Below are 12230 nucleotides of genomic sequence, written 5' to 3'. Positions count from 1 at the left end.
CCGGAAGCTAAGCCTTTCAGCGCCGATGGTACTGCAGGGGGGACCCTGTGGGAGAGTAGGACGCCGCCGAACAAACATTGAGCCTCAACCCCTGGACATGGTCCGGGGGTTGAGGCATTTCTGCGTTTAGGCTGCACTCATGCGCTACGACCTGGTGATCTTCGACAACGACGGTGTCCTCGTGGACAGCGAGCCGATATCCAACAGTATTCTCGCCGGGTATCTCACCGAGTTGGGTCACCCCACGACCTACGAGGACTCGCTCCGCGACTACATGGGCGCGGCCATGCACCGTGTCCACGATCTGGTGATGGAGCGCTCCGGGCAGCGGCTGCCCGAGGACTTCGATGCCACCTTCCACGCCAAGGTCTTCGATGCCTTCCGGCGCGAGCTCCGGCCCGTCATCGCGGTTGCCGAGGTGCTGGCGAAACTCGCCGCCGACAACGTGCCGTACTGCGTGGCCTCGTCCGGCAGTCACGAGCGGATCCGGGTCGCCCTGCACAAGACGGGCCTCTACGAGCGTTTCGGCGAGGACCGCATTTTCAGCTCGCAGGACGTCGGCCGGGGAAAGCCCGCGCCGGACCTGTTTCTTCACGCGGCCGCGGCCATGGGCGTACCGGCCCACCGCTGCGTGGTGGTGGAGGACAGCCCGCTCGGGGTGCAGGCCGCCCGCGCCGCCGGGATGGACGTCTACGGCTTCACGGCCATGACCGCGCCTGCCAAGCTCGCCACCGCCACCGCGCTCTTCTCGGACATGCGGGAATTCCCGCAGCTCCTCACGTGATTGCGCACCCGATTCCGCGCGTGATCAGCACTACCCAGCGGTAGCCCCGGGCCGTACGCTCCTCGGCCATGGACGCAAAGCTCCGGCACGGCCGGGCCTCGCTGGCGGTCGGATTCTTCGTGCAGGGCGTCTTCTTCGCGCTGCTCGTAACCCGGATCCCGGCGATCCAGGACCGCTACCGTGTCAGCGACGCGTTCCTGCCGGTCTTCCTGGCCGCCGTGCCCGTCCTGGCCGGCGCCGGGAGCGTCGCCACCGAGCAGCTGGTCAAGCGGGTGCGGCCCGGGGCGGTCCTCCGCTGGGTCCAGCCGGTGGTCTGCCTTGCCCTGCTCGGCGTTGGGGTGGGCCGTGAGCTGTGGCAACTGGCCGCCGCGCTCGCCGTGTTCGGACTGACCGTCGGTGCGCTGGACGCGTCCATGAACATGCTCGGCGTCAGCCTGCAGCGGGCGTACGGGCGCAGCATCATGCTCGGCTTCCATGCCGCGTACAGCCTCGGCGGGATCATCGGGGCCTCGCTGGCGTGGGGCGGCGCCCACTGGAAGCTCTCGCTCGCCGTGCTGTACGGGCCTGTGGTGGCGGTCCTCGTACCGGCCGTCCTCGTGGCGAGCCGCTGGTACGTCGACCAGGCCGCCCCAGTCGCTCCAGTTGCCCAATCCGCCCTGACAGTTCCAGTCGCCCAATCCGCCCAGCCCGCCCCGGACCACCATCCCGGTCAGCGCCGCCCGCCCACGCTGTCCATGAAGCTGCTGACGCCCCTCTGCCTGGTGATGGCCTGCGCGTACATCGGCGACTCGACCGTGGCGAACTGGAGTGCCAAGTACCTCCAGGACGTGCTCGGCAGCTCCGAGCAGCTCGCCACCGTCCCGTACAACGTCTACATGGTGACGACCCTTCTCGGGCGTGCCGTCGGGGACCTGGGGGTGCGGCGGTTCGGGGCGGTCGCGGTCGTGCGGGCCGGGAGCGTGACCGCGGCGGCCGGCTTCGCGGTCGTCGCCGCGGCCCCCGGCGCGTGGGTGGGGATGCTCGGATTCACGCTGCTCGGCTTCGGCCTCTGTGTGATCGTTCCGCAGACCTTCGCCGCCGCCGGACGCCTCTTCCCCGGAGCGTCCGACGCCGCCGTCGCGCGGCTCAACATCTTCAACTACGTCGGCTTTCTCATCGGCTCGCCCCTGGTCGGCGCGCTCGGGGACCTGTGGGGCTACCGCGGCGCGATGCTCGTACCGATGGCGCTGGTGCTGGTGACACTCCTGTACGCCCGATCGTTCGGAGCTGAACCAACCCGATACGGTGGCGGATATGAGCGGCCGCACACAGCTGATGTGGGATGAGGCAGTAACGGGCTATGACTTCGGGCCCGGACATCCGATGGATCCGGTGCGCCTGGCGTTGACGATGCGCCTGGCCGAGGCGTTCGGGCTGGATCGCGCGGTGGAGGTGGTGGCCGCCAAATCGGCCGGGGACTCCACGCTGCGGCTCGTGCACCGCTCGGACTACATCGACGCCGTACGGCGGGTGTCCGCCGCCCCGAAGACCGCCGACGGCTCGTACGGGCTCGGCACGGAGGACGACCCGGCCTTCGCGGGGATGCACGAGGCGTCGGCCCTGATCGCCGGACAGTCGGTGGGCGCGGCGGAGGCGGTGTGGCGCGGGGAGGCGCAGCACGCCGTGAACTTCGCGGGCGGGCTGCATCACGCCATGCCGGGCAGCGCCTCGGGCTTCTGTATCTACAACGACGCGTCGCTGGCCGTGGCCCGGCTGCTGGAGCTGGGTGCGGAGCGGGTCGCGTACGTGGACGTGGACGTGCACCACGGGGATGGGGTGCAGACGGCCTTCTGGGACGACCCGCGCGTGGTGACGATCTCGATGCACGAGCATCCGCGGACGCTGTTCCCGCAGACGGGGTGGCCGGAGGAGACCGGCGGGCCGGGCGCGGAGGGCAGCGCGGTGAATCTGCCGCTGCCGGCCGGGACGGGGGACGAAGGTTGGCTGCGGGCCTTTCACGCGGTGGTGCCCGAGCTGTTGGCCGCCTTCAGACCGCAGGTCCTGGTCACGCAGCACGGCGCGGATACGCACTTCGAGGACCCGCTCGCGCACCTGGCGGTGAGCCTGGACGCGCAGCGGGCGGTGGCGGAGTCGTGCCACCGGCTGGCCCACGAGCATGCCGATGGGCGCTGGGTGGCGCTGGGCGGGGGCGGCTACGCGATCGTTGACGTCGTGCCGCGGTCGTGGACGCATCTGGTGGGGATCGCGGCGGGGCGGCCGATCCCGCCGGAGTCCCTCGTGCCGGAGGAGTGGCTGCACCACGTGTACGCGCGGACGCGGCAGACGGGGCCGGGGCGGATGACGGACGGCCGCCCGGCGACGTGGCGAGACTGGGACGAGACGGGGTACGACCCGGCCGATCGCCTGGACCAGGCGATCCGCGCAACCCGTATGGCAGCCTTCCCGGCGCACGGTCTCATGCCATAACGCCTCCGGCGAGGGTTGGGCGCGAACTCGCGAGTCTTGCGGGCGCCGCCCACCGCGCGGCGGCGCGGCCGCACCGCGTGCGTCTACGCCGCCGCGGCGCGGCGTCGGGGTCCCGCCAGCGCTGCGCAAGAGCCCGCCCCCCGTGCGGGCGGCCACGCACGCGCGCGGCGTCTACGCCCCCGCGGTGCGGGGCGGGGGTTGCCCGCGGCAAGAGCCTGCCCCCGCGCGGCGGCTATGCACCGGCGCTGCGGCGAACCCGTACCGCCGCGGTGGTGCGGTCCGCCGTGCGCCGGCGTGGGGCTCGTTTTCGCACGGCGTCTACGCATCCGCGGACGGCGCCGGGGCCGCCCGCGCTGTGGCAAGAGCCCCCACCTGCGCTGCGGCTACGCACCCGCGCTGCGGCGAGAGCCCGCACCGCCGCAGTGAAAGGGCCCGCCCTCCGCGGTGGCCGCGCACCCCCCGCGGCGTCTACGCACCTGCGACATGGCGGGGCCCGCCCGGGGCGGTGGCGATTGGGCCGCACCCAGTGGCGGCCACGCACCCCCCGACGCCCGCCCGCCCAGCCGCCGTTCGCCGCGCCGAGGTTGCGGGGGATTACGCCAACCGTGGGGCGTATTCCCGATCGCCGGTCGGGAGGTGGAGACATGGGTCAGCATCGGGAGCGTGTTGAGTGCTGGAGTGTTACGTGCGCATCTGGTGGCGGCCCGGCTGGCGGGGACTGTGACCACCTCCCGGGAGGAGAGCCTGCGCAGCTATCGGCTCTTCGCCGCCCGGGATCCGCGCGTGCTGCTCGGCCTCGACCCCGAGCGGCTGTGGGGAGAGCCGGAGCTGCTGCGGCTGATGGCCGACCGGTGCGGTGTCTCCGACGATCCGCGTCACGTATCGGGCCCGGATGTGATCGATCCCGACCGTACGCTGGCCGCGCTCGATGCCTTCGCCGACCGGCTCGCCGCCGCCGCGGCCGCCCGCGCGCCCGTGCTGCTCGGCACCGGCCACCCCCACCGGCTCCTGGGCTTCTACGCTTCTTTGGCCGCTGCGCTGTCGGCGGCAGGATGTGATGTCCTCACACCAGCGCATGGTCGACGTGTCGACATAACGACCCGGTTCGGCGTACGCACGTACAACCTCGACTACGTACGGGGAGTCGCGTTGGTGCGGGAACCGGGCGCGCGGGGCTCGGGCAGTGACTCCGGCGCACACACCCACTCACCGCTCCCGGTCAGGGCCGCGCTCGCCGCCGCGGCCGACGCGTGCGACACCCTGCCCGCACTCGTCGTCGGGGACCACGGATGGGTCTGCGGGGCAGGTCAGCTGGGGATCGAGGCCATCGGGCTCGCCGACACGGACGATCCCGCGCTCTTCGTCGGCGAGGCCGAGGGGCGGGTGTCGGTCGCCGTTCCGGTCGATGACGCTGTGCGGTCCGCTTACTACCAGCCGCTTACGCGCTATGTACTCAATCGGGCGTGTCTGTCACAGTAGGCGGCCGATGGCTACTCCTCTTCCCCACTTGCATCACACGCCCCTACTCTGGGGAGGAGCGCACAGCGACGAGGAGTCACCGGAGGGGAAGCCGGTGCCCGTCATGTGCGGAAGGTTCAGGTGTGTCATGGCTGCTGACGAGAGGCCTCTGAACGAGGTTCAGTTCCTGACTGTGGCGGAAGTAGCCACGGTGATGCGCGTGTCCAAGATGACCGTGTACCGCTTGGTGCACAGCGGTCATCTGCCTGCGATCAGGGTGGGGAGGTCCTTCCGGGTTCCGGAGCAGGCGGTGCACGACTATCTCCGCGAGTCCTACGTGGGGGTGGAGACCGCCTGACGACGCCCCTCGGATTACGTTCCTTCCTTGGTGCCGGGTAGGCTGACCCGCCGTAGGTAGTGTGGGCTCGGACGCCCCGCACCGAGTGATTCGAAGTGAGCGAGGGTAGTCGTGGGCTCTGTTATCAAGAAGCGGCGTAAGCGGATGGCGAAGAAGAAGCACCGCAAGCTGCTCAAGCGCACCCGTGTCCAGCGTCGCAACAAGAAGTAAGAGAAGTAAGCGACAGCTGAGCGTGATCCGCCCTCCCACCCTCCACGGTGGGAGGGCGGCGTCGTTATCCGGCAGTCATTCCGGTGTTCTGCCGGTGTCCTGCCGCCGGCCCGGTGTCCGGCGACCGGCTGGAAAAGTAGCTGTATGCATCCTGTGGTCACCACAGTGCAACATCCACCCGATACGGTGACCGCACGGGAATAAACCCGGGAGCCGTCCGAGGCGTGGGAAGGAAGGCGCTGATCTTGGGCAAAGTCGTGCTCGTCACCGGTGTCGCGCGGCAGCTCGGGGGCCGTTTCGTACGGCGTATCCAGCGCGAGCCGGAGGTCGACCGGGTCATCGGCGTGGACGCCGTACGGCCCGAGCACCACCTCGGCGGGGCCGTGTTCGTGCAGGCCGACATCCGGCAGCCGACCATCGCCAAGGTCCTCGCGGAACACGCGGTGGACACAGTGGTTCACATGGATGTCACCGGCACCCCCCTGGGCACCCGCGGCAGCCGCAGCACGATCAAGGAGACCAACGTCATCGGCACCATGCAGCTGCTCGGTGCGTGCCAGAAGGCGCCCTCCGTCACGCGGCTCGTGGTCAAGTCCAGCACCAGCGTGTACGGCTCCGCGCCCCGCGATCCGGCCGTCTTCACCGAGACGACCCCGCCCAAGTCGCTGCCCAGCGGCGGCTTCGCGAAGGACGCCGTCGAGGTCGAGGGATACGTCAGGGGCTTCGCGCGCCGCCGCCCCGACGTGGCCGTCTGCGTGCTGCGCTTCGCCAACATCCTCGGGCCCTGCGCCGACTCCCCGCTCGTCGACTACTTCTCGCTCCCCGTCCTGCCGACCGTCTTCGGCTACGACCCGCGGCTGCAGTTCGTGCACGAGGACGACGTGATGGAGGTGCTGCGGATCGCCTCCTTCGAGGCCCGCCGCGGCACCCTCAACAGCGGCACCTTCAACATCGCGGGCGATGGCGTGCTGTTGCTCTCGCAGACCGCCAGGCGGCTCGGCCGCCCCACCCTGCCGGTGCTGCTGCCCGCGGTCACCTGGCTCGGCTCGGCGCTGCGCTCGGTCGGCATGACCGACTTCTCGCCCGAGCAGATCCGCCTGCTCACGCACGGCCGCGTCGTGCAGACCACGCAGATGCGCGAGACCCTTGGCTTCGAGCCCCGATACACGACGGCGGAGGCTTTCGCCGACTTCGCGTGCAGCCGCGGACCCGGACTGCTCCCGCCCGAGACTCTCGCCCGTACCGTCGACCGGCTCGCGGACCTCGTGCCCGCGGCCTCCAGTGAGGAGCGCACCTGACATGGCCGATGCCAAGGTCATCCCATTCGGTGATGGGGAGCGGCGCGCCAGTGGCGGGAAAGCGGCCAAGCCCAAGTCGAAGGTGAACGGGCGCAGGGCGGGACAGCTGACCCCGGTACCCGAGCAGGGGCCCACGCCGGAGGCGGAGGAGCCGGGAGCGCCAGGGGCGCCCGGAGAGCCACAGGAAGCCGCCAGAGCCCCGCGTACGGGCGGTGGCTTGGAGCGGCGGCTGGCCCATGGGTTGTCGTTCCTGCGGCGCCGGGTGACGGGGGAGTACGAGGTCGACGACTTCGGCTACGACCAGGAGCTCACCGACCAGGTCCTGATGTCCCTGCTGCGCCCCGTCTACGACAAGTACTTCCGGGTGGATGTGAAGGGCGTCGAGAACATCCCGGACAGCGGTGGCGCGCTGATCGTCGCCAACCACTCCGGCACGCTGCCCCTGGACGGGCTGATGCTCCAGGTCGCGGTGCACGACCACCACCCGGCCGGCCGTCATCTGCGGCTGCTGGCCGCCGACCTCGTCTTCATGCTGCCGGTCGTCAACGAGCTGGCGCGCAAGGCCGGTCACACGCTGGCGTGTGCGGACGATGCAGAGCGGCTGCTGGAGCGCGGCGAGGTGGTCGGGGTGATGCCGGAGGGCTTCAAGGGCATCGGGAAGCCCTTCTCGGAGCGGTACAAGCTGCAGCGCTTCGGCCGGGGCGGGTTCGTCTCGACGGCGCTGCAGGCCGGTGCGCCGATCGTGCCCTGCTCGATCGTCGGGGCGGAGGAGATCTACCCGATGATCGGGAACGCGAGGACCCTCGCCCGGCTGCTCGGCTTCCCGTACTTCCCGATCACGCCGACCTTTCCCTGGCTGGGGCCGCTCGGGGCGGTTCCGCTGCCGACGAAGTGGACGATCCAGTTCGGTGAGCCCATCTCCACCGACGGCTATCCGCCGGAGGCGGCCGAGGACCCGATGCTCATGTTCAACCTCACGGACCAGGTGCGAGAAACGATTCAGCACACGCTCTACAAGCTGCTGGTGCAGCGGCGGTCCGTGTTCTTCTGAGCGATCCGCGCTCTCCGTGGCCGGACGCGCGAGCCCGGGCTCATGGGCCCGGACGCAGCAACGGCGCTTGGTCTTCCGATCGGAAGACCAAGCGCCGTTGCCGTGGGAAGCAAGGCCGCCCGGGACGGGCCTACTTGGGGTCGTCTCCGTCGATGCCCAGGCCCGGGAGCAGGCCGGGCAGCAGTGGCGGAATCGTGATGTCCGGCTTCGCCGGGCTGCCGGAGCTGCTGCTGTTCCCGCCCGGGAGCGACGGACCCTGGTCCTGCGGCGGTTCGAGGATCTCGCCGGCGCCGCCGATCAACCGTTCCTCCAGCGCCTGCGATTCGCTCGGCCGCGGCGTGCTCTGTCCGCCGTCCCGCCGGTCCGGCAGGGTGCTCGAGGCCGGCGCGGACCGCCGGGACGTGCCCTTGGAGTCGCCCGGCCCCGAGGAGCCGCCGGCGCGAGAGGGGTCCCTGCTGCCCGGCGCGATGGGCAGCAGCGATTTCAGCGGACCGACCTCCTGGTCTATGGCGTCGAAGACCGACGTCACCTCGTCACTCACATCGGTGAGTTGGACCGGGAGCCGGTCGCGCAGCTCGCTCCAGCCCCGGCGGTTGGACGTCGAGAACGACTCGAGCGCCTGGATGGGGCCGAGCGAGCCGTCGCGCGCGTACGCCGCGGACAGCAGGCGGTGGCCCTCGGAGGCGTCGTGCCGCATCCCGAAGAGGGCTCTTCGGACCTCGCCGATCGACTCGCGGTCGAGGTCGCCGGAGCGGCTGCGCTCCATGAGCCTGCGCGCCTCGTGCATCCGCGTGGAGGCCTGGTCGAGGTAGATCTCGCCGCGGTCGGAGTCGTCGTCCGCCATGCCGAGCTTCAGGTCCTCCATGCCGCGCTTCAGCCCGTAGAGCGAGTCGCCGGGCAGCGCTTCGGAGCTGGCCGCCGCGACACCGCTCAACGCCCCTGCCGCGACGCCGACCGTGAGCCCGCCGGCGGCGATGCCCTTGGACCAGCGGGACCGCGGCCGGAGCTTATGGAGCGGGCTCGCCCGGTGGGCGCCTCTCCGGCGCTGCTGGGGCACCCGCGGGCCGTCGGGCTCGGAGCCGTCGGCGAGCATCGCCTCCATCGCGGCGACCAGTTGGGCACGCTGGACGGTCTTGACGTCGGGGTCCAGCTCCGGCCTCTTGATCCCGGCGAGCTCGCTCGCCAAGGCCACCAGCCGTCCCTGCTCGTCCGCCGCCGCCGGAGCGCCGGTCTGCTCGGGCGTCCGGCCCTGGGGAGCCCGCTGCTCCTCCAGGGCCTGGGCGAAGGCGTTCGCCCGCCGGTGCGCCGATACGTTCGCGATCACGGGCGGCACCTCCTCTCGTCGTCACCTGCAACTCCCTGGCACGGATGGAAGGTTGCATACCTTGAGCACGATCACTCGATCGAGTGACGCGAACTGGACAGCATGCGACCACAGGGAGCCTGCCAACCCGGACAACGAGCGGTGATGCAGCCGGGTTACGCGGTCACGATGATCTGACCGCTGGGTCATCTGGAGGTCACCGTATGTGTTGTCGTCCGTGGAGGCGTCTTCTGTCCGTGGGGGATGTGCGGGAGGTCCGTCGGGTCAGCGGGCGTCTTCCGGCAGCAGCCGGGCCAGCGTGCGGACGGCCCGGTATTGGAGGGTCTTGATGGCGCCCTCGTTCTTGCCCATCACGCGGGCCGTCTCGGCGACCGACAGGCCCTGGAGGAAGCGCAGTGTCACGCACTCCTGCTGCTGCGGGTTGAGCTTGCGGACGGCCTCCAGCAGGGCCGCATTGGACAGGGATTCGAGGACCGACTCCTCCGGGCTCCGCTCCACCTCGTTCGCATCGAGCATCTCGCCGGTCGTGACCTCGAGGCGGAAGCGGCTGGACTTGAAGTGGTCGGCGACGAGGTTGCGGGCGATCGTCACGAGCCAGGCGCCGAAGTCGCGGCCCTGCCAGGTGAAGGTGCCGATGCGGCGCAGGGCGCGCAGGAACGTCTCGCTCGTGAGGTCCTCGGCCGTGGCTTTGCCGCCGACCCGGTAATAGATGTAGCGGTACACCGTGTCGGCGTACTGGTCATACAGACGGCCGAAGGCATCGGTCTCACCCGCCTGGGCGCGCTCGACCAGGTCCATCATGCGGCGGCTGTCGCTGTCGGCGGCGGGGCGGCGGGCGGTGGTGGCGCCCGTGGCGCGGGTACGTCTGCCGACTGCGGCAGTGCTCTCGGCCAGGGCGTAGGCAGGGCCGGCAGCAGGACCGCCGGCAGGGACAGGCGCGGCGAAGGCGGGGACGGCGTACGCGGTGGGGACGATGCCGCGCATGTGGTCGGCGACCGTCGCGCGGAGCGTAGCCAGGCCCGAGGCGTCAACCCCGACGTGTGGGTACACGGGACTCCCAGAGGCAGAGCTTCCATCACGTGCAGTGCGGGACCGTTCACCCGTCGTAGGGACGTGTGGGTACCGGTATGCGTCTGAGGAGAATAACGCTTCGTACAGGCTGCGCTACGCCGAGTTGCTCAAATCGCCGGATCGGAACGCTCTGTTGCGGAATCATGACCGATCGGATATCGAACACGCGATAGATAATGATCGGAATTATGCTCGAGCCGCCCGAGTCGCGTTCATCTTGTGGCAGCGCGGCCGCATTGGGACTGGCGGGAGGCCAGAGGGGGTAAGAAGGCCGGATTGGCCGCGCGTCGCTACGCGCCGTCCGGGCCCTGTGGCGTACGCATCCCATGACGCGCACGGGGGCACATCCGGTTCCCGCGCGGTTCCCGCAACGCGCGCGCGGCGCATGCGTCCCGCGCGCGTCGCGGCCCCACGCGGCAGCACCGCCTTCTCCCCTCACCCGCCGCTTCCCGAACTGCGGCTCCGCCCCGGACACCCCGGGCAGAGGTGCACCCCCAGTGGGAGGCGGAGCGGGATGGGGAGGGACTGCCACCCCGGCCCCTGAAGGCCGCAAGGGGCGGCCCTTGGTGAACTGCCGGGCGCCTTTTCCCCGTCCGCCGCTGTCGTCGTTGGGGGTGGCCCTTCAGGGGCGCGTGCCCCTTTCGGCCGCCGGCGGGCTGGGCGGGAATCCCCGGACCCAGGGCCCGGGGAGAGCCGGCCCTGAACTTGGGCAGGGCCGGGGCTAGCGGCGGCGGCGTTGGAGGGCTACTGCGGCGGCTGCGCCGCCCGCCAGGGCGCCGACGCCGGCGGCCGCCGGGAGGCCGACCTTGGCCGCCTTGCGGCCCGTCCGGTAGTCGCGCAGCCGCCAGCCGCGCTCGCGCGCGTGCTTGCGCAGCCGGCTGTCCGGGTTGATGGCGTACGGGTGCCCGACGATCGAGAGCATCGGGATGTCGTTGGCCGAGTCGCTGTACGCGGCGCAGCGCGACAGGTCCAGGCCCTCGGCCGCCGCCAGGGCCCGTACGGCCTCGGCCTTCGCGGGCCCGTGCAGCACCTCGCCGACCAGCCGCCCGGTGTAGATGCCGTTCACGGACTCGGCGACGGTGCCGAGGGCGCCGGTCAGGCCGAGCCGCCGGGCGATGATCGTCGCGGTCTCCACCGGGGCGGCGGTGACCAGCCAGACCTTCTGGCCCGCGTCGAGGTGGGCCTGGGCCAGCGCGCGCGTGCCGGGCCAGATGCGCTCGGCCATGTACTCGTCGTAGATCTCCTCGCCCATCTCCATGAGCTCGGAGACGCGGTGGCCCTTCACGATGGACAGCGCGCTGTTGCGGGCGTCCTCCATATGGGCCGGGTCCTCGACGCCGGCCATCCGGAACCACGCCTGCTGCCAGGCGAAGCGGGCGAGTTCGCGCTTCTGGAAGAACTTGCGCTTGTAGAGGCCGCGGCCGAAGTGGAAGAGCGCGGCGCCCTGCATGACCGTGTTGTCGAGGTCGAAGAATGCGGCCGCCAACTGGTCGCCGGTCACCGGGAATTCCGGTTCGGCAGGCGCCTTGCCGGTCTCGCCCTCGATCCCGGCCCGGAGGTCAATCTCCTGCGACGTCTTACGGGCTGCCTCGGCGGCGGCCTCGCCTGCCAGCACGCTGCGTGCGGTGGCGGAGCGCCTTCTGTGGTTGAGCCATCCCAGTACGGACATGACGTGAGCATAGCCAGGCCGTCCGGTCAAACCGGAGTCGGGAGGATTCGGGGCGCGTGAACTTCACACGGCGCGCTTGTTACCGCGCGCGGGTCACAGCGCCCGGCCCGTCGCGCGCGTGGCGCCGCTCCGCGCGCCTGCACCGCCCCCGGCGCGCCGGAAGCCCGGTCGCGGCGGGACCTTGGTCCTGCCGCGACCGCCCGCTGCCCGCAGGCCCCCGCCGCCCGCCGGAACCCATCGCCGGGTCCCTCAGCCCGCGCCCAGGGCCTTCCTCAGTCGCTGCGGATCCACCCGCCAGAAGTCGTGCTGCGCCCCGTCGACGAGGACAACCGGAATCTGCTCCCAGTACTTGCGGTGCAGCTCGGCGTCCAGGGTGATGTCCTTCTCCTCCCAGGCCGCGCCCAGCTCCTCGCAGACCGCGACGATCACCTTCCGCGCGTCGTCGCACAGGTGGCAGCCGGGCTTGCCGATCAGCGTGACGGTGCTGTCGGCGGGATTCCTGCGGGGGGTGCGGGGCAGCAGCGGGCTCATGACTCCGGGC

At 71.1% G+C, this 12230-nt stretch carries 12 protein-coding genes and 1 rRNA gene; 9 read left to right on the top strand and 4 right to left on the bottom strand.

Going from position 1 to position 12230, the window contains the following annotated elements; translation table 11 throughout:
* From rrf to ACTWQC_RS30225, 9 genes are all read left to right on the top strand, one after another.
* Positions 1 to 72: ribosomal RNA gene (gene rrf / locus ACTWQC_RS30265) — 5S ribosomal RNA — on the top strand; the annotation flags it as partial.
* Positions 73 to 139: 67 nt separating this feature from the next.
* Complete coding sequence (locus ACTWQC_RS30260) at positions 140 to 784, top strand: HAD family hydrolase (RefSeq protein ID WP_443319032.1); 645 nt, start codon at positions 140 to 142, stop codon at positions 782 to 784.
* A 68-nt stretch (positions 785 to 852) separates the two neighbouring features.
* Positions 853 to 2109 (top strand): MFS transporter, encoded by a 1257-nt coding sequence (locus ACTWQC_RS30255; protein ID WP_443319031.1) that lies wholly within the window; start codon positions 853 to 855, stop codon positions 2107 to 2109.
* Positions 2078 to 3250, top strand: a complete 1173-nt coding sequence (locus tag ACTWQC_RS30250) for an acetoin utilization protein AcuC (RefSeq protein WP_443319030.1) — start codon at positions 2078 to 2080, stop codon at positions 3248 to 3250. The genes ACTWQC_RS30255 and ACTWQC_RS30250 overlap by 32 nt, the downstream gene beginning before the upstream one ends.
* A 663-nt stretch (positions 3251 to 3913) precedes the next feature.
* On the top strand, positions 3914 to 4729 hold the full coding sequence (locus ACTWQC_RS30245) for a phosphatase (protein ID WP_443319029.1): 816 nt from the start codon (positions 3914 to 3916) through the stop codon (positions 4727 to 4729).
* 127 nt (positions 4730 to 4856) lie between these two features.
* Positions 4857 to 5066, top strand: a complete 210-nt coding sequence (locus ACTWQC_RS30240; RefSeq protein ID WP_443319028.1) for a helix-turn-helix domain-containing protein — start codon at positions 4857 to 4859, stop codon at positions 5064 to 5066.
* 111 nt (positions 5067 to 5177) lie between these two features.
* The gene (locus tag ACTWQC_RS30235) at positions 5178 to 5276 is read left to right on the top strand and encodes a 30S ribosomal protein bS22 (RefSeq protein WP_003948845.1); all 99 of its coding nucleotides are present in this window, start codon (positions 5178 to 5180) and stop codon (positions 5274 to 5276) included.
* Between the two features lie 245 nt (positions 5277 to 5521).
* A complete protein-coding gene (locus ACTWQC_RS30230) occupies positions 5522 to 6574 on the top strand; it encodes an NAD-dependent epimerase/dehydratase family protein (protein WP_443319027.1) in 1053 nt (350 codons plus the stop codon).
* A gap of 1 nt (position 6575) precedes the next feature.
* Positions 6576 to 7625 carry a lysophospholipid acyltransferase family protein gene (locus ACTWQC_RS30225; RefSeq protein WP_443319026.1) on the top strand — a complete coding sequence of 350 codons (1050 nt, stop codon included), beginning with the start codon at positions 6576 to 6578 and terminating at the stop codon, positions 7623 to 7625.
* Positions 7626 to 7755: 130 nt separating this feature from the next.
* Here ACTWQC_RS30225 and ACTWQC_RS30220 read toward each other — a convergent pair whose 3' ends face one another.
* The 4 genes from ACTWQC_RS30220 to ACTWQC_RS30205 all read right to left on the bottom strand — a co-directional run bounded on the left by ACTWQC_RS30220 (position 7756) and on the right by ACTWQC_RS30205 (position 12220).
* Positions 7756 to 8949, bottom strand: a complete 1194-nt coding sequence (locus tag ACTWQC_RS30220) for a DUF5667 domain-containing protein (RefSeq protein ID WP_443319025.1) — start codon at positions 8947 to 8949, stop codon at positions 7756 to 7758.
* Between the two features lie 264 nt (positions 8950 to 9213).
* On the bottom strand, positions 9214 to 9999 hold the full coding sequence (locus tag ACTWQC_RS30215; RefSeq protein ID WP_443319024.1) for an ECF subfamily RNA polymerase sigma factor, BldN family: 786 nt from the start codon (positions 9997 to 9999) through the stop codon (positions 9214 to 9216).
* Between the two features lie 742 nt (positions 10000 to 10741).
* The gene (locus ACTWQC_RS30210; RefSeq protein ID WP_443319023.1) at positions 10742 to 11689 is read right to left on the bottom strand and encodes an HAD family hydrolase; all 948 of its coding nucleotides are present in this window, start codon (positions 11687 to 11689) and stop codon (positions 10742 to 10744) included.
* A 249-nt stretch (positions 11690 to 11938) separates the two neighbouring features.
* Positions 11939 to 12220, bottom strand: coding sequence for a glutaredoxin family protein (locus ACTWQC_RS30205; protein WP_443319022.1), 282 nt, complete (start codon positions 12218 to 12220; stop codon positions 11939 to 11941).
* Positions 12221 to 12230 lie beyond the last annotated feature (10 nt).

The sequence above is a fragment of the Streptomyces sp. 8N616 genome (assembly GCF_052246385.1).
Classification (GTDB): domain Bacteria; phylum Actinomycetota; class Actinomycetes; order Streptomycetales; family Streptomycetaceae; genus Streptomyces.
The sequence above is the reverse complement of the archived record's forward strand: the minus strand, read 5'-3'. Positions and strand labels throughout refer to the sequence as shown.